The 18,235-nt window shown below is 68.6% G+C and carries 13 protein-coding genes; 8 read left to right on the top strand and 5 right to left on the bottom strand.

Annotated features, from left to right (window positions below; translation table 11 throughout):
• Positions 1-50 precede the first annotated feature (50 nt).
• Complete coding sequence (locus ING98_10290) at positions 51-425, top strand: P-II family nitrogen regulator (protein MCA3102254.1); 375 nt, start codon at positions 51-53, stop codon at positions 423-425.
• A 32-nt stretch (positions 426-457) separates the two neighbouring features.
• Here the strand turns inward: ING98_10290 and hslO are convergent, their stop codons facing one another.
• Complete coding sequence (gene hslO, locus ING98_10285) at positions 458-1,327, bottom strand: Hsp33 family molecular chaperone HslO (GenBank protein ID MCA3102253.1); 870 nt, start codon at positions 1,325-1,327, stop codon at positions 458-460.
• A 14-nt stretch (positions 1,328-1,341) separates the two neighbouring features.
• Positions 1,342-3,633, bottom strand: coding sequence for a 1,4-alpha-glucan branching protein GlgB (glgB, locus tag ING98_10280; protein MCA3102252.1), 2,292 nt, complete (start codon positions 3,631-3,633; stop codon positions 1,342-1,344).
• A gap of 76 nt (positions 3,634-3,709) precedes the next feature.
• Here glgB and glgC point away from each other — a divergent pair, with 76 nt between their 5' ends.
• Together glgC and ING98_10270 are read left to right on the top strand one after the other, a co-directional pair.
• Positions 3,710-5,035 carry a glucose-1-phosphate adenylyltransferase gene (gene glgC / locus ING98_10275; protein ID MCA3102251.1) on the top strand — a complete coding sequence of 442 codons (1,326 nt, stop codon included), beginning with the start codon at positions 3,710-3,712 and terminating at the stop codon, positions 5,033-5,035.
• Positions 5,036-5,078: 43 nt separating this feature from the next.
• A complete protein-coding gene (locus tag ING98_10270; GenBank protein ID MCA3102250.1) occupies positions 5,079-6,737 on the top strand; it encodes a glycoside hydrolase in 1,659 nt (552 codons plus the stop codon).
• Positions 6,738-6,778: 41 nt separating this feature from the next.
• On the opposite strand, the gene ING98_10265 is transcribed toward ING98_10270, so the two are convergent.
• From ING98_10265 to trxA, 3 genes are all read right to left on the bottom strand, one after another.
• Complete coding sequence (locus tag ING98_10265; protein ID MCA3102249.1) at positions 6,779-8,467, bottom strand: glycosyltransferase family 39 protein; 1,689 nt, start codon at positions 8,465-8,467, stop codon at positions 6,779-6,781.
• 220 nt (positions 8,468-8,687) lie between these two features.
• The gene (rpmE, locus tag ING98_10260; GenBank protein MCA3102248.1) at positions 8,688-8,897 is read right to left on the bottom strand and encodes a 50S ribosomal protein L31; all 210 of its coding nucleotides are present in this window, start codon (positions 8,895-8,897) and stop codon (positions 8,688-8,690) included.
• Between the two features lie 115 nt (positions 8,898-9,012).
• Positions 9,013-9,342 carry a thioredoxin TrxA gene (gene trxA / locus ING98_10255; protein MCA3102247.1) on the bottom strand — a complete coding sequence of 110 codons (330 nt, stop codon included), beginning with the start codon at positions 9,340-9,342 and terminating at the stop codon, positions 9,013-9,015.
• Between the two features lie 194 nt (positions 9,343-9,536).
• On the opposite strand from trxA, the gene ING98_10250 reads away from it, so the two are divergent.
• Genes ING98_10250 through ING98_10230 form a run of 5 tightly spaced genes read left to right on the top strand, consistent with a single transcriptional unit; the run spans position 9,537 to position 18,230 of the window.
• Positions 9,537-9,860 carry a ferredoxin family protein gene (locus tag ING98_10250; GenBank protein MCA3102246.1) on the top strand — a complete coding sequence of 108 codons (324 nt, stop codon included), beginning with the start codon at positions 9,537-9,539 and terminating at the stop codon, positions 9,858-9,860.
• A gap of 40 nt (positions 9,861-9,900) precedes the next feature.
• Positions 9,901-12,762: a PD-(D/E)XK nuclease family protein gene (locus ING98_10245; GenBank protein ID MCA3102245.1), complete on the top strand. Its 2,862-nt coding sequence runs from the start codon at positions 9,901-9,903 to the stop codon at positions 12,760-12,762.
• Positions 12,759-16,274: a UvrD-helicase domain-containing protein gene (locus ING98_10240; GenBank protein MCA3102244.1), complete on the top strand. Its 3,516-nt coding sequence runs from the start codon at positions 12,759-12,761 to the stop codon at positions 16,272-16,274. The genes ING98_10245 and ING98_10240 overlap by 4 nt, the downstream gene beginning before the upstream one ends.
• Before the next feature lie 25 nt (positions 16,275-16,299).
• The gene (locus ING98_10235; protein MCA3102243.1) at positions 16,300-17,253 is read left to right on the top strand and encodes a DUF2520 domain-containing protein; all 954 of its coding nucleotides are present in this window, start codon (positions 16,300-16,302) and stop codon (positions 17,251-17,253) included.
• Positions 17,250-18,230: a hypothetical protein gene (locus ING98_10230; GenBank protein MCA3102242.1), complete on the top strand. Its 981-nt coding sequence runs from the start codon at positions 17,250-17,252 to the stop codon at positions 18,228-18,230. Before ING98_10235 ends, ING98_10230 begins: the two co-directional genes overlap by 4 nt.
• Positions 18,231-18,235: the final 5 nt, after the last annotated feature.

Here is an 18,235-nt window from a genome sequence, read left to right as displayed (position 1 = left end):
CGATGACGGCGCCGGGCCTGTGCATGGCATGCTTCCGGAGAGGAGAGGCGATGAAGGAGATAAAGGCAATCGTGAGGCCGGCGCGGCTCGACCGGGTGAGCGACGCATTGCGCAAGCTGCCCGGCTTCCCCGGCATGAGCGTCGGCAAGGTCGAGGGTTGCAGTCGATTTCCGTCCGGTCAGAATCCGCGCAATCCCAAGGAGGCGCTGACCGAATTCTCCAGCAAGATGCGTATCGAGATGGTCTGTCCCGACGAGATGGTCGATCCGATCATGCGGCTGATCGCCGAACATGGGTTCACTGGCCAGGCGGGTGATGGTCTGGTCTGGGTGACCGATGTCCTGCACCGGGTACGTCTGGTCGAGAGGGAGCGCGACCTCGCGGCGATGGAAGCGTCCGCGTTACCCGGTACCGGCCCGTACTGACGGGCAGCGCCGGCTTTGGCTTGCCACCCGATTCAGTGGCGGGTGCGGCTGCCAGGTGACCGGGTGCCGCCGACGAAGAGCTGTGCCGCATCGACCGGATCGAAGCGGTACGCTCGATTGCAGAACTCGCAGGTCACCTCGATGCGCCCCTGCTCGGCGAGCACCGACTCGACCTCCTCCGGCCCGAGCATGGTGAGCATCGATTCGACGCGTGCCTTCGAGCAGGCGCATCGGAAGGCGAGTGGCTGGGGCTCGAACAGGCGGACGTCCTCTTCATGGAACAGCCGGCGTACGACATCCAGGGGCGCGAGGCCGAGCAGCTCCGCGGCTTCGACCGTACCGGCCAGCATGCAGACGCGGTCCCAGCGGTCGGCATCGTCGTCGGCCGACTCGGGCAGCCGCTGCAGCAGCAGGCCGCCGACCCGCATGCCGTCTGCCGCGACGGTGAGCGTGGTCTCTATCTGTTCGGAGTGCCTCATGTAGTGCATCAGCATCTCTGCCACGTTGTCGCCGACGACCTCGACCACGCCCTGGTAGCTCTGGGAGCCGTCCGGCTGTATCAGCGTGATCGCACAGCGCGCATCGCGCAGCAGGTCTGCAAAGCCGGCCTGCTCTGGCAGCGCATCCCACTTCGCGGTGGCCCGCAACGTGCCGGCGCTCGTGCATTCGACCACCAGCAGACGCAGTGGCCCGCTACCCTGCACCTGCAACAGCATCGCGCCGTCGAACTTGAGTGTCGCGGACAGCAGCGCGCTCGCCGCCATCATTTCGCCGAGCAGCGTCTGCAGCAGCGGCGGGTATTCGTGGCGCTCGAGCACCGCGCGCCATGTCGCGTCGAGCTGAACGATCTCGCCGCGAATCGGCGCACCTTCGAACATGAACCTGCGTATGGAATCGGACATCGTTGCCCCGTCGTTCAGCGGGTGCCGCCGCCGGCGGGAAGGTCGCCGCCCGGCTGTACCTCGGGCACCAGGACCAGCGCCGCCAGCGGCGGCAGTTTCAGCCACATCGATGCAGGCTGGCCCGACCATGGTTCGGTCGACGCATCGACAAAGCCCGCGTTGCCCAGGTTGCTGCCGCCATAGAGCGACGCGTCGGTATTGAGTATCTCCCGGTAGCGCCCCGCCTGCGGCACGCCGAGCCGGTGCGCGAGGCGCGGCACGGGGGTGAAGTTGAGCGCGACCACTGCATGACGGCCGTTGCGGGCGCGGCGGATGAATGTCAGCACCGACTGCTCCGCATCGTTGCAGTCGATCCACTCGAAGCCGGCGGATTCGAAATCGAGCTGGTGCAAGGCCGGTTCATCGCGGTAGAGCCGATTCAGGTCGCGCACCAGCGAATGGACGCCCTGGTGCCAGTGCAGCGAGAGCAACGGCCAGTCGAGCTCGCGCTGGGAGTTCCATTCGCGGCCCTGCCCGAACTCGTTACCCATGAAGGACAGCTTGCGCCCCGGGGTGGTGGACTGTAGCGCGAGCAGCAGGCGCAGGCCGGCAAAGCGCTGCCAGTCGTCACCGGGCATCCGGTCCAGCAGCGATCGCTTGCCGTGCACTACCTCGTCGTGCGACAGCGGCAGCAGGAAGTTTTCGCTGTACGCGTACAGTTGTCCGAAGGTGAGCCGGTCGTGGTGGTAGCGCCGGTGGACCGGATCGAGGCGCATGTACGACAGCACGTCGTGCATCCAGCCCATGTTCCACTTCATCGAGAACCCGAGCCCGCCGAGCCAGGTCGGGCGCGAAACCATGGGCCAGGAGGTGGATTCCTCCGCGATGGTCAGTGCACCGGGGAACTGCCCGTGCACCATCGCGTTGAGTTCGCGCAGGAAGTCGATCGCGCCGAGGTTCTCGCGGCCACCGAAGCGGTTGGGCAGCCACTGGCCGGGCTCGCGCGAATAGTCGAGGTAGAGCATCGAGGCCACCGCGTCCACTCGCAGCGCGTCGAAGTGGAACTCTGCGAGCCACCACGCAGCCGAGGAGAGCAGGAAGCTGCGCACTTCGTTGCGCTCGAAGTTGAAGACGCAGGTACCCCAGTCGGGGTGCAGCCCGAGGCGCGGGTCGTCGTGCTCGTACAGTGCGGTGCCGTCGAAGCGGGCGAGCGCGTAGGGGTCGCTGGGGAAATGCCCGGGCACCCAGTCGAGGATCACGCCGATGCCGGCGCGATGGCAGCAATCGATCAGGTACTTCAGGTCGTCCGCACTGCCGAAGCGACTCGTCGGCGCGAAATAGCCGACGCTCTGGTAGCCCCAGGATTCGTCGAGCGGGTGCTCGGTCAGCGGCAGGAATTCGATGTGCGTGTAGCCGAGGTCGCACACGTACGGCAGCAGCGTCTCGGCCAGTTCGCGGTAGCCGTAGAAGCGGCCGTCGGGATGGCGTCGCCAGGATCCGGCGTGTACCTCGTAGACATTCATCGGACGTTCCAGCCACGGCGTATCTGCCCGCTGTTTCATCCAGGTGCCGTCGCGCCATTCGTGGTTGCCGCGCGCCGGCGTGACGCTGGCGTTGCCGGGTCTGACTTCGCAGGCGCGCCCGTACGGATCGCTGCGGGTGAACACCGCGCCGGTGTCGCGGTTGCGGATCTCGAAGCGGTACAGCATGCCCGCCGGCAGGTCTGGCATGAACAGCTCCCAGACGCCGGAGGCACCGCGCGGACGCATCGGATGCACCATGCCGTCCCAATGGTTCCATTCCCCGACCAGACTGACCCGCTCCGCGTTGGGTGCCCACACCGAAAATCGATAGCCGGGAACGGCGCCGGCAGGCGCCGGCACGCAGCCGAGCGTCCGCCACGCCTGGGTCAGCCGTCCTTCGTTGAACAGGTACAACTCGTCATCGGAGATCTGTGCGGCGAACGAATACGGATCGCACCACTCGCGCTGCGTGCCGTCGTCGAAGGCTGCGCGCAGCCGGTACGGCCACGCCGGGGCGGTGCTGCCGTGCCACTCGAACAGGCCGCGTCTGTCGTGGCAGGCTAGCAGTTCGCCTGCGTCCCCCGCCGTGCCGCTCGCCTGCGCAGGCAGCAGCCGCACCTCGCGTGCCCGTGGTTCGTAGACGCGGACCACCCACTTCTTGCCGTCAGGATGCAGGCCGAGCAGGCTGAACGGATCATGCAGCCTGCCTTGCAGCAGGCGCTCGAACGCGCCCCCGGGGTCGTGCTGCGGGTTGTCGCAGGCCGGAAAGGTCGGAACCGGAGCCCGGTCCGGCGAATCCAACATTCCGTTGACTTGCGTCGGCAGGTCGTGTCTCATGGTCGCGCCTAGCATACAGGACTGTTCCGGGCCCTCCACCATGATGGTCACCCCAGAAAACAGAGAACGGGCCGCAGCTGCGATCGCGCTTGCTGAGGGAGCTTCTACCCCCCGTTTCGTGAGCCAGCTCACGAAGAATGCGTTCGCACTGATCCTCGCCGGCGGGCGGGGCTCGCGGCTGAAGCAGCTCACCGACTGGCGCGCGAAGCCCGGGCTCGCGTTCGGCGGCAAGTTCAAGATCATCGACTTCGCGCTGTCGAACTGCGTGAACTCCGGTGTGCGGCGCATCGGCATCGCCACCCAGTACAAGTCGCACAGCCTGATCCAGCACATCCAGCGTGGCTGGAGCTTTCTCGACGGCCGCTTCGACGAGTTCGTGCAACTGCTGCCGGCACAGCAGCGGGTGGAAGAGGCCTGGTATCGCGGTACGGCCGACGCGATCTTCCAGAACCTGGACATACTGCGCGAACATGCGCCCGAGCATGTCGTCGTGCTGGCCGGCGACCACATCTACAAGATGGACTACGGCAAGCTGCTCGCCTGGCACGTGAGCCGGCAGGCCGACCTCACCGTTGCCTGCGTCGAGGTGCCGCGCCTCGAGGCCCGCGGGTTCGGTGTGATGCATGTCGACGAGAACGACCGGGTCACCGAATTCCTCGAGAAGCCCGACGATCCGCCGTCGATCCCCGGCGATCCCGAGCACGCGCTCGCCAGCATGGGCGTGTACGTGTTCAACGCGGCCTTCCTGTACGAGCAGGTGGTCCGCGATGCCGACGAGCCGAAGTCGACTCACGACTTCGGCAACGACATCCTGCCGCATCTGGTGCCGCGCTATCGCGTGTTCGCGCACCGCTTTGCCGACAGTTGCGTGCGCGCGCCGGGCGAGTTGCCCTACTGGCGGGACGTCGGCACGATCGATGCGTTCTGGGAAGCGAACCTCGAACTGACGCGCGTCACGCCCGCGCTCAACCTTTACGACAGCCGATGGCCGATCTGGACCAACCAGGAGCAGTTGCCACCGGCCAAGTTCGTGTTCGACGAGGACGATCGGCGCGGCATGGCCGTTGATTCGTTGATTTCGGGCGGTTGCATCATCAGCGGCTCGCTGGTGCGCGGATCGCTGCTCTACTCCAGCGTGCATGCGCATTCCTATTCGTCGGTCGAGCACTCGGTGCTGCTCTCGGGCGTCGATGTCGGGCGGCATGCGAAGCTGCGCCGCGTGATCGTCGACGAGGGCGCCCGCATCCCCGAGGGCATGGCGATCGGCTTCGACGCTGCCGAAGACCGCCGGCGCTTCTACGTTTCCGAAGGCGGGGTGACGCTGGTCACCGCCGAGATGCTCGGTCAGCCGCAGCGCCGCGGGCGCTGAGCGGCAGATGGTCCAGCGTCTCGACCTCGTGCTGTTCTGGCACATGCACCAGCCGGACTACCGCGACGCGGCCACCGGCGAGTTCCTGCTGCCCTGGGTGTACCTGCATGCGCTGAAGGATTACAGCGACATGGCCGCCCACTTCGAGCGGCACCCGGCGATGCGCGCCGTGGTCAATTTCGTACCGGTGCTGACGCGGCAGGTCGACGACTACCTTGCCCAGTTCGCCAGTGGCGAGTTCCGCGATCCGCTGCTGCGTGCGCTGGCGATCGAGGATCCTGCGCAGCTCTGCGCGCGCGATCGGGCGCAGGTGCTGGACCTCTGCTTCCGCGCCAACCCGCGAACGATGATCGAACCGTTCGCCGGCTATGCACGGCTGGCCGAGCTGCACCGTCGCTGTACATCCGATGGCGTCGACCTTACCGACTATCTGTCCGGCAGCTACCTGACCGATCTGGTCACCTGGTACCACCTTGCCTGGACTGGCGAGACGCTGCGCCAGGAGCAGCCGTTGCTTCGCCGGCTCTTCGCCCAGGGGGCTGGCTACGGCCCCGGCGAGCGGCGCGCGCTGCTGTCCCTGGTCGGCCGCGAACTCGAGCGGGTGCTGCCGCGCTGGAAGGCGCTCGCCGAACGCGGACAGGTCGAGCTGTCCACCACCCCGGATTGCCACCCGCTGGCACCGCTGATGTTCGATTTCGGCGCTGCCCGCCAGGCGCAGCCGCGGGCTGCACTGCCGCGGTCGGTGGCCTATCCTGGCGGCGCGGAGCGGGTCGCGGCGCATGTCGATCGCGCATTCATCGAGCACGAGGCACGCTTCGGTACGCCTCCCACCGGGACCTGGCCGGCGGAAGGCGCACTGTCGTGCAGCGTCGTCGACGCGCTCGCGGCGCGCGGCAGCCGCTGGGCTGCCAGCGGCGAGGCGGTCCTGATGAACAGCCTGCGGATCGGGGGGGGCGAGGTACCCGACCGTGCTGCGGTCCTGTACCGACCCTACCGGATGTCCAATGCACCCGGAATGCAGCTGTTCTTCCGCGACGATCGGCTGTCAGACCTGATCGGGTTCGACTATTCGCGCCGCCACAGCGGCGAGGCAGCCGCTCAGTTCGTGCAGGAACTGGAGGCGATTGCCGCCAGCTGGGCAGGGGATGAACCGCCGGTGGTCAGCGTGATGCTCGACGGCGAGAATGCCTGGGAGCACTTTCCCTACAACGGACACTACTTCCTCGACGAACTCTACCGTCGGCTGTCGTCGCATCCGGTGATCCGGCCGACGACGTTCGAGGCATTGATCGCGCGCGACGTTCCTGCCGCGCCGCTGCCGGCACTCTGCGCCGGCAGCTGGGTCTACGGAGACTTCGCCACCTGGGTCGGCGCGCCGGAGAAGAATCGCGCCTGGGACCTCCTGGTGGATGCTCGAGCCGCGTACCTGCGGGTCGCCGGAACGTTGCCGGATACGCAGCGGAGCGAGGCGACCCGGCGGCTGTCGATCTGCGAAGGGTCCGACTGGTTCTGGTGGTTCGGCGATTACAACCCGCAGCAGACGATCGCGAGCTTCGATTCGCTGTTCAGACTGCATGTCACCCGGCTGTACGAATCGCTCGGCCTGCCAGCACCTGCAGCACTGTCGGAGCGGATCAACAGTGGTACCGTCGGTGGCGAGGCTGAAGGTGGCGGATCGATGCGCAGGAGCTCGGTGGGCTGATCCGCGCGCCCGCCTGGTCACTGCCGGCGTGTCGAGCGGATTCAGTTTGCAGCGACTGGCGCAGGATCGCGCCGGTAGATTCGGTAAAGTTCCCTGCGATCGCCCGGTCGTGCGCCTTCCCAGACCTTCACCCAGGGCTCGCCACGTGAATCGGCGTCTCCCGCCCATCCCTGCCAGAGCAAGACGTTGCATGCCTGCGCAGCGGACGGCGTGCGCTCGATGCGCTGCGTCTTCACGCCCGCGAAGTAGTCGAACAGCGCGCGCTGGCTCTCGCCCAAGGCCTGGCTGGCCACGCAGCCCTCGGCGGGCAGGTGCACCTTCACCGCCTCGATCATCCCGCGGTAGGTCTTGCCGTAGTCGATGAACGCGAGGAGGAACAGGTTGGTGAGCACCCAGAACAGCGTGATACCGGATGCCCAGTTGATGATCGCGCGACGGTTCGAACGCCCGATGCGCCAGACCAGCCCGATCCAGAGCAGCGTCGCCGTCGCGCCGACGACGAGCGTGAGCGGGTCGAATCGGGCGTCGAAGCCGGGGTGGAGCTCGGACAGGCGGGCCGCGAGTGGTGTCGGCCATCCGGTCATCAGCGCGATATAGACCGTCCACAGCACGATGGCCAGCAGACCGAAGGTCATGATGCCGAACCAGTCGAGGAAGTTCGCCGCGCTCCGCTTGAGGGCGTCGATGGAAGCGGCTGCCAGCAGCGACAGCGGCAGCAGCATCGGCATGGCGTAGAGCTCGCGCGCGTCGGCCGACAATGACAGCGTTACGAACGTCACGCCGAACAGCAGCACCGGAAGTTGCAGTTGCGGCGTCACGAACGCCTCGCGCCCCCGCTGCCAGAGTACCCATGCTGCCAGCGGCAGCGCTGGCCAGGCGTACCAGAGCAGCATCACGAAGTACTCGCCTGGCGCCGATTCCGGTCCGAGGTCGTTCAGCCCGAGAAAGCGGCCGAAATCGTTCGTCAGGAACCATTCGTCGAAGAGGTCGGGCGAGCGGGCGTGCAGCGCGGCCGGCCAGACCGTCATCCATGGCAGGATCGCCAGGCCTGCGGCCAGCAGCACGAGAAGGTATCCGCGCCTGCGCCAGGTCGAGAACGCGACGGGCAGCAGCAGTGCGCAAAGCCCCAGCAAGGCCGGGGCGAGCAGCCCCTTGGCCATGAAGCCGAGTCCGGCACCGGTCCCCAGGGCGATGCCGGCCAGCACCGGCCGACGGGCGCTCAGGCACAGTCCGTACAGACCGATCGCAAAACCGGCGAGCAGAGCGGTATCGGTGATCATCTGGTGTGCGCGGATCAGCAGTCCGACGCAACCGATCAGGGCGAGGGGCGCGACCCAGCCATGCTCGCGGCCGTAGAGTTCCCGTGCCGAAAGCGCGATGAAGAAGAGCACGATCGACAGGTAGAAGGCCGTGGCGAGGCGGGCTGCGTCGTGCACTTCGAGCACGCCGCCAAAGAGGGATGCAAATGCGGCCGCCGTGACGAAGAAGGCCGGTGGCTTCTCCATGAACGGCTCGCCGGCCAGCGTGGGTACCACCCAGTCCCCGGTCTGCAGGATGTGCAGCACCAGGCCGAACGTGTACGCTTCGTCGGGTTTCCAGGGATCGTGCGGAAACAGGCCGGTGAAGATCCAGACCGCGCACAGGGCGATCGTGAACAGCACATGGCGCCGGTCGTACGGCTCCGCGGACCGGGCGCCCGGTGCAGCGTACAGGCGATGATCAGGGACCATTCAGGACCATTCGGTATCCGGGCCATGACCGGAGGCCGGTCCTGGATGCCAAACCCCGTTCCGGAAGGGGGGGCGTGCGCCTCGTCGGACGGTTGTTCGCGCCAGGCCTGCGGGGCCGACGCGGGTATCGACTACAAAGTCCAGGGGAGGTGGACGGGCGACGCCGCCCGATCCATCTGCTCGATGCGCAGCGCATGCGGCCGCACCGTCCCGTTCCTCGTCAGGCCGCTTTCCTGGCGTACTTCTGGCGGAACTTCTCGACGCGGCCAGCCGTGTCGAGGATCTTCTGCTTGCCGGTGTAGAACGGATGGCAGGCAGCGCAGACCTCGACCTGCAGGTCCTTGGCGAGCGTCGAGCGCGTCTTGAAGCTGTTGCCGCAGCTGCAGGTGACCGCGATCTCGGAATACGTCGGATGGACTTCGGCTTTCATGGGGAGACCCTTCGTTCTCTGTTCTTCGGCACTCGGGCTGCCGCAAAACCGCGAATAGTAACAGGGGCATAGGCTTTTGGCCAATCCCCTCGCCGGCAGCCGGCGCGGCCGATGTCTACAGATGGCTGTCGATGAACGCGGTGAGTTGCGACTTCGACATCGCACCCACTTTCGTCGCCTCGACCGCGCCGCCCTTGAACAGCATCAGCGTCGGGATGCCTCGCACGTTGTATTTCGTCGGGACACCGGAATTCTGGTCGATGTTGACCTTCGCCACCTTGAGTCGGCCGGCGTATTCGCCCGCGACGTCGTCGAGCACGGGGGCGATCAGCTTGCACGGACCGCACCATTCGGCCCAGTAATCGACCAGGACGGGCGTTTCGGACTGGAGCACATCGTGTTCGAACGTGGCGTCGCTGACGTGAATGATCTGATCGCTGCTCATGGCAACCTCGTTGCGTTGTTGTACCGAATTCGGGACGTCGAAAGACGGGGCGCGAATGCGCTGCCTCGCTGCCCCGAAGCGTAGCCGAAAACACGCCCGCCGCGTGCAGGTGCCGGCAATCGGGCCCGCCCAGCCCGGTCGCTGATAACATAGTGCCCTGCCGAAGCATGGACCAGAGAGAGGATTGCCGCACCATGGCTTATGTCGTCACCGAAAGCTGCATCAAGTGCAAGTACACCGACTGCGTCGACGTGTGCCCGGTGGATTGTTTTCGCGAAGGTCCGAACATGCTGGTGATCGACCCGGACGAGTGCATCGATTGCACCCTCTGCGTCGCCGAGTGCCCGGTCGAGGCGATCTTCGCGGAAGACGACGTGCCGGACGGACAACAGGACTTCATCAAGCTGAACGCCGAACTGGCGAAAACGTGGAAGCCCCTGATCGAGAAGAAGGACGAACTGCCGGGGGCGGACGAGTTCTCGAAGCTGAAGGACAAGCGGCAGTATCTCGAGCGCTGACCGCGCCTCGTACCGGCCTCGGGTGCCCGGGCAGGGCGGCATGAGCGAGGGCTTCGGCGACCCGGCGGCGGCGCGGCCGATGGTGCTGCGCATGCCGTACTCCGGGTTCCTCCAGCACGCGGCGACAGCGATCGTCGAGCGGCACCGCGACTGCTGGCCCGATCTCTCGAGACTGCTGGTCCTGGTGCCCGACCTTCATGCGGCCGGGGATGTGGCGCGTGCCCTGTCTGCAGCCGGCGGTGGCGCCCTGCTGTTGCCGCGGATCACCACGCTGCATGCGCTTGCCGCGACGGCACCGGTCGCGCTGCGGGTGGTGCCACAGTCGGTGCGTGAAGTGGAACTGTACTCGGCGCTCGCGCGGCGCCAGCCATTCGCGGGCGCCGATGTCTGGGCACTCGCAGCGGAACTGGTCGCGCTGTTCGACCGGATGACTCTGGCGCGCAGCCCGGTCGCAGCCGACCTGCAGACGTTTACTGCAACGCTGCGCGAGGCTTATCGCGCCGGGCACAGCCGGGCGCTCGAGTACGAAGCCTCGCTCGTGCACGAACTCTGGTGGGCGCAGGTGGCCCATGCGGGCGACGTCGACCGTGTGCGTGCCGCCGGCGGCACGACCGGGCCAGCCGTCGATGCAGCCACCGCGCTGTCCCTGCGGCTCGCGGCGATCGCCGAAGCGATCGATACCCCGGTCCACGCACTCGCGCTGGAGGACGCGCAGGGCGTCGAGGCGGCGTTCCTCGATGCCTGTGCGCGGCGGGTGCCGGTGCTGCGCATCGAACCGGGCGGCATCGAGGGCGGCGATGCCCTGGACGCCACGCTCGACCTGGCATGGCCGCCTGCGACCGCCTTCGACGCCGGTGCGCCCGGCCTGTCGATGCGCGACCGGGCAGGGCGCCTGGCAGCGACGTTGCAGTGCAGCCCGCTCGCAGGACGGCTGCGGTTCGCCCCGGCCGCGTCGCTCGAACAGCAGGCCGCAGTGATCGATGTTGCCGTGCGCCGCGCGCTGCTGGATGGCCGCAGTCGCATCGGCGTGGTCGTTCTCGACCGGCTGGTCGCGCGCCGCGCGCGCGCGCTGCTCGAACGTGCCGGTGTACCGGTATCCGATGAAGCCGGGTGGCTGATGTCCACCACGGTTGCCGCCGCCTGTGTCGGTCGCCTCCTCGATGTGGTGGCCAGTCGAGGCTACCACCGCGACCTGGTCGACCTGCTGCGCTCGCCTTTCGTGTTCGCCGACCTCGCTGCCGAGCAACGGCAGGCCGCCGTGGCCTGCATCGAACGCACGCTGGCGCGCCATGACCTTGCGCAAGGCGTGGTCGCGATGATCCCGTTGCTGGCTGCGGTCGACGATCCGGCGGCGCCGCTGGCCCATGACCTGCTGGTGCGGGTGTCCGGAGCGATCGCGCTGCTCGACGGCGCCGCGAGGCGCCCGCTGGCGGCCTGGCTGGAGTCGCTGGCCGACGCACTGTCGGCCCTCGGTGCGCACGAGGCGCTTGCCGCGGATGCTGCCGGCAGCGACCTGCTCGAACTGTTTGCGGTGCGCCGGGCCGAACTCCAGTCGAACACATGGCGGGTGAACTTCGGGCAGTGGCGGTCGTGGATCGCGCGCACCCTGGAAGGCGCGACCTTCCGTCCGGACGAGGGGCGCGGGCCGGTGGTGTTCACCTGGCTCGCGGCGAGCCGCCTGCGCAGCTTCGACTGCCTGGTGTTCGCCGGCGCCGACGCCGGGCACCTGCCGGCGGACGATCCACCCGGCAGCTTCTTCAACCAGCAGGTGCGTGCGCGACTCGGCCTGCCGACGCGTGCGCGGCTGCATGCCGAACTCGAGCGCAGCCTGCGCCTGGCGATCGCCGCATCGCCCGAGGTGCTGGTGACCTGGCAGGCGCTGGTGTCCGGTGAGCCTGCGCTGCTCTCGCCGTGGTTCGCGCGGCTGCAGGCACTGCACCATCGTGCGTGGCCGCGCACGTCGCTGGTGTTCGATGCGGCTATCCTGCGCGCTGCGGTGGCAGCCCCGGCCGGTGAGGTTCCGGTGCAGGCGCCTGCGCCCGCCGGTGCGCCGGCTGCGATCGTCCCGCCCGCGCTCGCGCCGCGCCGCCTCTCGGTGAGCGCGTACGAGGTGCTTGTCGCCTGTCCCTACCGGTTCCATGCACAGCACCTGCTCGGGCTTCGCACCACCGACGAGGTCACCGAGGCGCTCGAGAAGTCCGACTTCGGTGAAATGATCCACGGCATCCTTGCCGCGTTCCATGATGAGGTCGCGAGCGTGACCGCACTCGGCGAGGCGCCGGCGATCGAGCGCCTGCAGGCACTGTCCGGCGAGCGCTTCGCGCAGGCGATGGAGCGCAATTTCCTCGATCGCGCATGGCTCGTGCGCTGGATGGCCAGCATCCCGGCGTATGTCGAATGGCAACTCGGCCGGGAGGCCGCCGGCTGGTCTGTGCGCGAGTCGGAGGCCGATCGCGTGCGCTCCGTCGAGACGCCCTCGGGACGCATGATCCAGTTGCGCGGTCGGCTCGACCGTATCGATGGTCGACCCGACGGCGCCGGTGGCTGGTTGTTGTCGGTGGTGGACTACAAGGCCCAGTCGAAGGATGTGCTCAGGAAGCGCGCCGAGGATCCTGCCGAGCATGTGCAGTTGCCGTCCTACGTGCTGCTGGCCGATGGCACCGCTGTCGAGACACTGTTCCTGTCGATCCACGGCGATTCGGTGACGGCGCTGCCGAGCCCGGGTGATCCGCAGCTGGCCGCACGGTCGAACCTCGAGCGGCTGGCACGGCTGGCCGACCGCATCCACGACGGTACCCCGATGCCCGCCAACGGCATCGAGGCGGCCTGCAGCCATTGCGACATGCGTGGCCTGTGCAGGCGCGACCACTGGTCGGCACCGGACGAAGGGACGGGACGATGAGCGACCAGCACGAACTGGTCCGTGCCGCGCTGGATCCGCAGCACTCGGCGGTCGTCTCCGCCTGTGCCGGCAGCGGCAAGACGTGGCTGCTCGTCTCGCGCATGTTCCGGCTGCTGCTCGACGGTGCGCCGCCCTCGTCGATCCTCGCGATCACCTTCACCCGCAAGGCTGCGCAGGAAATGACGGCACGGCTCGACCGGCTGCTGCAGGAAGCGGCGATGGCCGACGACGAAGTCCTCGACCGGCTGCTGCAGGAGCGCGATGTCGGACTGCCCGCCGATACCGTCGCGCGCGAGGCGCTGCGCGAGCGTGCACGCTGCCTGTTCGAACGCGTGCTGACGGCGGAGCCGCCGCTCACCGTATCGACCTTCCACGGCTGGTTCCTGCAACTCGTCCAGCGCGCGCCGCTCGAGGCCGGCACGCTGTCCGGGCATTCGCTGACCGACGAGGGCGCAGCGCTGGTCGCCGAGGCGATGCAGCGGTTCGGCGCGAAGGCGGCACGCTCGGCGCCGCTGGAGGCCGCACTCGACCAGTTGTTCGCCCGGTGCGGGCTCGAGCCGACGCAATCGATGCTGCGCTCCTTCATCGCAAATCGCGCCTCCTGGTGGGCGATGACGCGGGGCGAAGCCGAGCCGCTGCAGGCCGTCTTCGGCGTGCTCGCCGCGGCGCTGCCCGCGCCGCTGTGCGATGACCCTTCGATCGACCTGCTGCTGCCGCAACGCGGCGACGAAGGGCTGCTGCGCGACCTGAAGGCCTACCGGGAGCTGCTCACCCGCAAGAACACGGGCAAGAACGACAACCAGCGGGCGGCGCTGCTCGACGAGGCCGCAGCATGTGCAGACCCTGTGCGCTGGCATGGCCTGGTGCGTGCCGCCCTGTACACCAAGGGAGGCGACGGTGCCCCGTTCAAGTACGAGGCGAAGGACACGCGGCGCAAGCGCCTCGGGGTCGAAGGGGAGGCGCGGTTTCTCGACCTGTTCGCATCGATCACCGAGCGGCTCGATGCGCTGGCGGTGCTGCTGCGCGAGCAGCAGTCCTACCGCCTCAACGTGGCGACCTTTACTTGTGCGGTAGCGCTGCTGGCCGAGTTCGACGCGGTCAAGCAGCAGCGGCAGGCCATCGATTTCGCCGACCTCGAGCAGCAGGCCTGCCGCCTGCTGACCGACGACGACCATGCCGCCTGCGTGCATGCCCGGCTCGACGCGCGCTACCGGCACCTGCTGCTCGACGAGTTCCAGGACACGAACCCGCTGCAGTGGATGGCGCTGCGCGCATGGCTCGATGCGGCGCAGGCGGCGGGCGAGAAGCCCACGGTATTCCTGGTCGGCGACCCGAAGCAGTCGATCTATCGTTTCCGCGGTGCCGAGGCGCTGTTGTTCGATGCCGCGCGCGACTTCCTGGTGGCGCACTTCGACGCGCGCGTGCTCGACCAGGACCGCTCGCGTCGCTGCAGCGGTCCGGTGATCGACCTGGTCAACGCGCTGTTCGAGGGCCACGAGGTGTTCGCCGGTTTCCGGACGCACGAGGCGTTCGACCGGCGCAAGCCCGGATGCATCGAAGTGCTGCCGATGATCGGCAAGGCCGATCCGCAGGCGCGCACGCCGGCCGAAGCCGGCGACACGCTGCGCGATCCGCTCGACGGCCCGCGCGCCGAGGCAGAAGACCTGCGTGTCGCGCAGGAAGCGGCGCAACTGGTCGAGGGCCTGCGCCGCTGGCGGGGCCATGCGGTGATCGGCGAGGATGGCAACCCGCGCCCCGCGCGCTGGCGCGACATGCTGGTGCTGGTGCGCAAGCGCGGCCGGCTCGACGTCTACGAGCGCGCATTGCGCGATGCCGGTATCCCGTGCAGCAGTTCGCGCTTGGGCGGGCTGCTCGACACGCTCGAAGTCCGCGACATGGTCGCGCTGCTGCGCTTCCTGGTGGCGCCGCACGACGGGCTCGCGCTCGCACACGTGCTGCGCTCGCCGGTGTTCTCGCTGGCGGATGCCGACCTCGTCGAGATCGTGTCGTTCGGTGCCGTGCCGGCGGCAGACGGCAGCGTGCAGCCGTGCGCCCCGCGCGACCTGTACCGCAGGTTGTGCGAGCGCGCGGCGGCACCGGGCGCGGGTGCCTGCATCCGGCGGGCGGCCGCGCTGCTCGGGCGCTGGTTCGGGCTTGCGGGTACCCGGCCGGTGCACGACCTGCTCGATGCAGTCTTGTTCGAGGGCGACGTGCTGGCGCGCTACCGTGCAGCCGTGCCGGGCAGTGCCGCCGCATCGGTCGAGGCCAACCTGCATGCGATGATCGAGCATGCACTGTCCGCGGACGCCGGCCGTTTCCCGACGCTGGCGCGTTTCGTCGACGAACTGGGCGACCTGGCGAAGCTGCCGGCCCAGGAAGCGCTCGACGAGCCGGCGGCCAGCGACGCTGGCGAGGCGGTTCGCTTCATGACCATCCATGGCGCCAAGGGACTGGAAGCACCGATCGTCTGGCTGCTCGACACCGCATCGAAGAGCCCGCCGCAGCGCGGCTACCAGTCACTGGTCGAATGGCCGGCGGACCAACCGTCGCCGGTCCACTTCTCGTTCTGGACGCGAGAGGCATCGATGTGCGCCGTGCAGCGCGACGTGTTCGAACGGACGAAGGCACGCGCCGCGCGCGAGGAAATGAACCTGCTCTATGTCGCGGCAACGCGGGCGAAGCAGGTGCTGGTGGTCAGCGGCCATCATCGCAGCGGCTCGGACAATGCCTGGTATCCGCTGCTGCGCCAGGCGGTGCTCCGGCTGCGCGGCGACTCGGACGATCCTGGCGGCGTGCTCGGGTTCGGACCGGGCTTGCCGGTGGCCGTGCCGGTGCCATCCGGCATGGCTGGTGGCTCCTGCGTGGCGGACGAGGCCCCGCGCCTGCAGGCCGGGGCGTGGACTGCGCTCGATCCGGCCGGCGCCCCTGCGCCGGACCCGCGGATGAACAGGCCGCTGGATGTCTGTGTCCCGGCGGCAGCGTCGCCAGCCGTGCTCAACCGGGCAGGAGTCCGCTACGGAGAACGGTTCCATGCGCTGATGGAGCACCTGACGGAGTCGCCTCCGATGTGCGAGCCGATGCCCGGCGGGTCGATGGCCGCACGCCTCGCGCGCCTCGATGCGCCGATGCGCGAGCGGCTGCGCGAGGCCCTGGGCGCGAGCGCGTCCGAGTTCGATCGGTTGTGGCAGCAGGCGCTGCGCTTGCTGGCCAGTCCTTCGCTCGCATGCTTCTTCGATCCCGCGCTCTACCTGCGGGCGCGCAACGAAGTGCCCTACCTCGACGCGACCGGTGCCTTGCGCAGGGTGGACCGGCTGGTCGAGTTCGACGACGCGGTCTGGGTGATCGACTACAAGACCGGCGACCCGTCAGCGTTGGCGCCATGGCTCGATATGTACCTGGCGCAGGTCGGTGCGTATGCGGCCGCGATGGCGGCGCTGCACCCTGGCAAGGCCGTGTCCGCCGCACTGATGCTCGGCGATGGCTCCCTGGTGCGCTGGACGCCCCCCGTATAATCCATCCACATCGACGGATTCGACCATGCCTGGAACAGAAGCTGCCGCCGCGCCCGCTGGCGCTCCCGCCGCGCCGCGCCTGCTGAACGTGCTGGGCTGTGGCAAGGCAGGTCGTGCCATCGCGCGCCTGCTCCGCGACCGGGGACTGTGCACGCTTGGCCATATCGCGAACCGCAGCCTCGCGAGCGCCAGGTCTGCTGCGGAATTCATTGGCGCCGGCACGCCGCAAGCCGGCGTCGGCTGCATGGACCCTGCAAGCCTGTGGCTGGTCGCGACCGGCGACGATTCGATCGCGCCGACGGCAGTGGCGCTGGCCGCCAGCGGGCGCCTGCGCCACGGGGATATCGTGTTCCACCTGAGCGGTGCGACCGCATCGGTTGCCCTCGCGCCCTGCACCGAGGCGGGCGCCGCGGTCGCCAGTGTCCATCCGGTGAAGAACTTCAGCGACCCGCAGGCCAGCGTGCGCAGCTTCGACGGTACCTGGTGCGGTTGCGAGGGCGACCCTGCCGCGCTGGCATGGCTCCAGCCGGCGTTCGAATGCCTCGGCGCCCGGCCGTTCGCGATCGATGCACGCTACAAGGTGCTCTACCACGGCGGTGGCGCGTTCGCCTGCAACTTCATCCCGGTGCTGATGGAACTGGCGATGCGCTGCGAGGAGCGCGCCGGCATCCCGCGCGCGGTCGCGCTCGAAATGTTCGAGCCCATCGCACGCGAGACGCTGGATGCCGTGTTCCGGCAGGGCATCGCGCCGGCCCTCGCCGGACCGGTGTCGCGCGGCGATGCCGGGACCGTCGCACGCCATCTCGCCGCGATGGGCGAATGGGATCCGCAGGTTGCGCGGGTGTATGCGCACCTGGGCGATATCGCGGTCGACATCGTGCGCTCGCTCGGCCGCGTGGACGACGACCGCCTCGAAGCCACGCGCGCAGCGATGCGCTCGCTGGCCGGCCTTCCTGCTTCTACGGGCACACCATCATGAGCGACATCCACGCCGGCGCCGCCATCCGCACGAGAGTGCTGCAGGCGATCGCGGACAACCGGACGCCGGGACTGCATTTCGTCGGCCATTTCATGGGCACTGCCTGGGACGAGGTGACACCCGTACATGCACGCCTTTCCATCGAGACCGCGCCGCACTCTGCCGATGCCAGCGGCGAGGCCAACCTCGTGATGGTCACCACGCTGGTCGACATGGCCCTTGCGAACGCGATCCGCGCCGGCCTGTCGATGGAGGCCGGCATGAGGCTGGGCACGGTCAGCCTGCACATCGCATTCACCGGCGTACCGCTGGCCGGCCGGCTGGAAGCGGTCGCGCAGTGCGAAGGCTGGGTCGAAGGCGCACTGACGCGGCAGGGCATCGCGCACTGCCGCCTGAGCGCCAGCGGGCGCGTCGCCTGCATCGCTTCGGGGACCTTCATGGAACTGCCGCCGCCGGTCGGCGTCACGCTGGCGCCACTGCCCTGGCAGCCAGGGGGGATACCCCCGGGCGGCACCATCACCACGCGCGACCTCGATGCCCGTGAGCGCGGTATATGGAACCGGGTTGACGCGGCGCTCGGGCGTGCCGATGACCGCACCTCGTTCGTCGAGCACCTGTTCGCGCAGTTCCCGGTGCAGGATGGCACGGGTCGCGCGTACTGCCGGATGCCGATGGGACTGCATGCCGGCAACCGCGTCGGCCATGCACAGGGCGGCGTCACCTTTGCGCTGGCCGCGCGCACGGCCAGCGCCGCGGCTCCGGCAGGACACCGGCTGGTCGAGGCGTCGGCCTGGTACCTGAGCCCGGGGGAAGGGCGATCGTTGAAGGCGGTCGCGAAGGTGAGCCGTGCCGGGCGGCGGTTGTCGGTCGTGGACACCCTCGTCAGCGGGAAGGGCAACAGCCGAACGCTCGAGATGGTGTCCACGCACTGCGCGTGCGACGCCCCGCCAGCCGCGGGCGCCGGCGCGCCCGTCTGAACGCA

The sequence above is a fragment of the Rhodocyclaceae bacterium genome (assembly GCA_020248265.1).
Lineage (GTDB): Bacteria > Pseudomonadota > Gammaproteobacteria > Burkholderiales > CAIKXV01 > CAIKXV01.
This window is presented reverse-complemented; position numbering and strand designations above follow the sequence as displayed.

Excerpts from the sequence above, each read along its gene's own strand:
- ING98_10235 (MCA3102243.1), top strand. The coding sequence starts at position 16,300 with ATGCCTGGAACAGAAGCTGCCGCCGCGCCCGCTGGCGCTCCCGCCGCG.
- ING98_10240 (MCA3102244.1), top strand. The coding sequence starts at position 12,759 with ATGAGCGACCAGCACGAACTGGTCCGTGCCGCGCTGGATCCGCAGCAC.
- glgC (MCA3102251.1), top strand. The coding sequence starts at position 3,710 with ATGGTCACCCCAGAAAACAGAGAACGGGCCGCAGCTGCGATCGCGCTT.
- ING98_10230 (MCA3102242.1), top strand. The coding sequence starts at position 17,250 with ATGAGCGACATCCACGCCGGCGCCGCCATCCGCACGAGAGTGCTGCAG.
- hslO (MCA3102253.1), bottom strand. The coding sequence starts at position 1,327 with ATGTCCGATTCCATACGCAGGTTCATGTTCGAAGGTGCGCCGATTCGC.
- ING98_10270 (MCA3102250.1), top strand. The coding sequence starts at position 5,079 with ATGCACCAGCCGGACTACCGCGACGCGGCCACCGGCGAGTTCCTGCTG.
- ING98_10250 (MCA3102246.1), top strand. The coding sequence starts at position 9,537 with ATGGCTTATGTCGTCACCGAAAGCTGCATCAAGTGCAAGTACACCGAC.
- ING98_10265 (MCA3102249.1), bottom strand. The coding sequence starts at position 8,467 with ATGGTCCCTGATCATCGCCTGTACGCTGCACCGGGCGCCCGGTCCGCG.
- rpmE (MCA3102248.1), bottom strand. The coding sequence starts at position 8,897 with ATGAAAGCCGAAGTCCATCCGACGTATTCCGAGATCGCGGTCACCTGC.
- ING98_10290 (MCA3102254.1), top strand. The coding sequence starts at position 51 with ATGAAGGAGATAAAGGCAATCGTGAGGCCGGCGCGGCTCGACCGGGTG.
- ING98_10245 (MCA3102245.1), top strand. The coding sequence starts at position 9,901 with ATGAGCGAGGGCTTCGGCGACCCGGCGGCGGCGCGGCCGATGGTGCTG.
- glgB (MCA3102252.1), bottom strand. The coding sequence starts at position 3,633 with ATGTTGGATTCGCCGGACCGGGCTCCGGTTCCGACCTTTCCGGCCTGC.
- trxA (MCA3102247.1), bottom strand. The coding sequence starts at position 9,342 with ATGAGCAGCGATCAGATCATTCACGTCAGCGACGCCACGTTCGAACAC.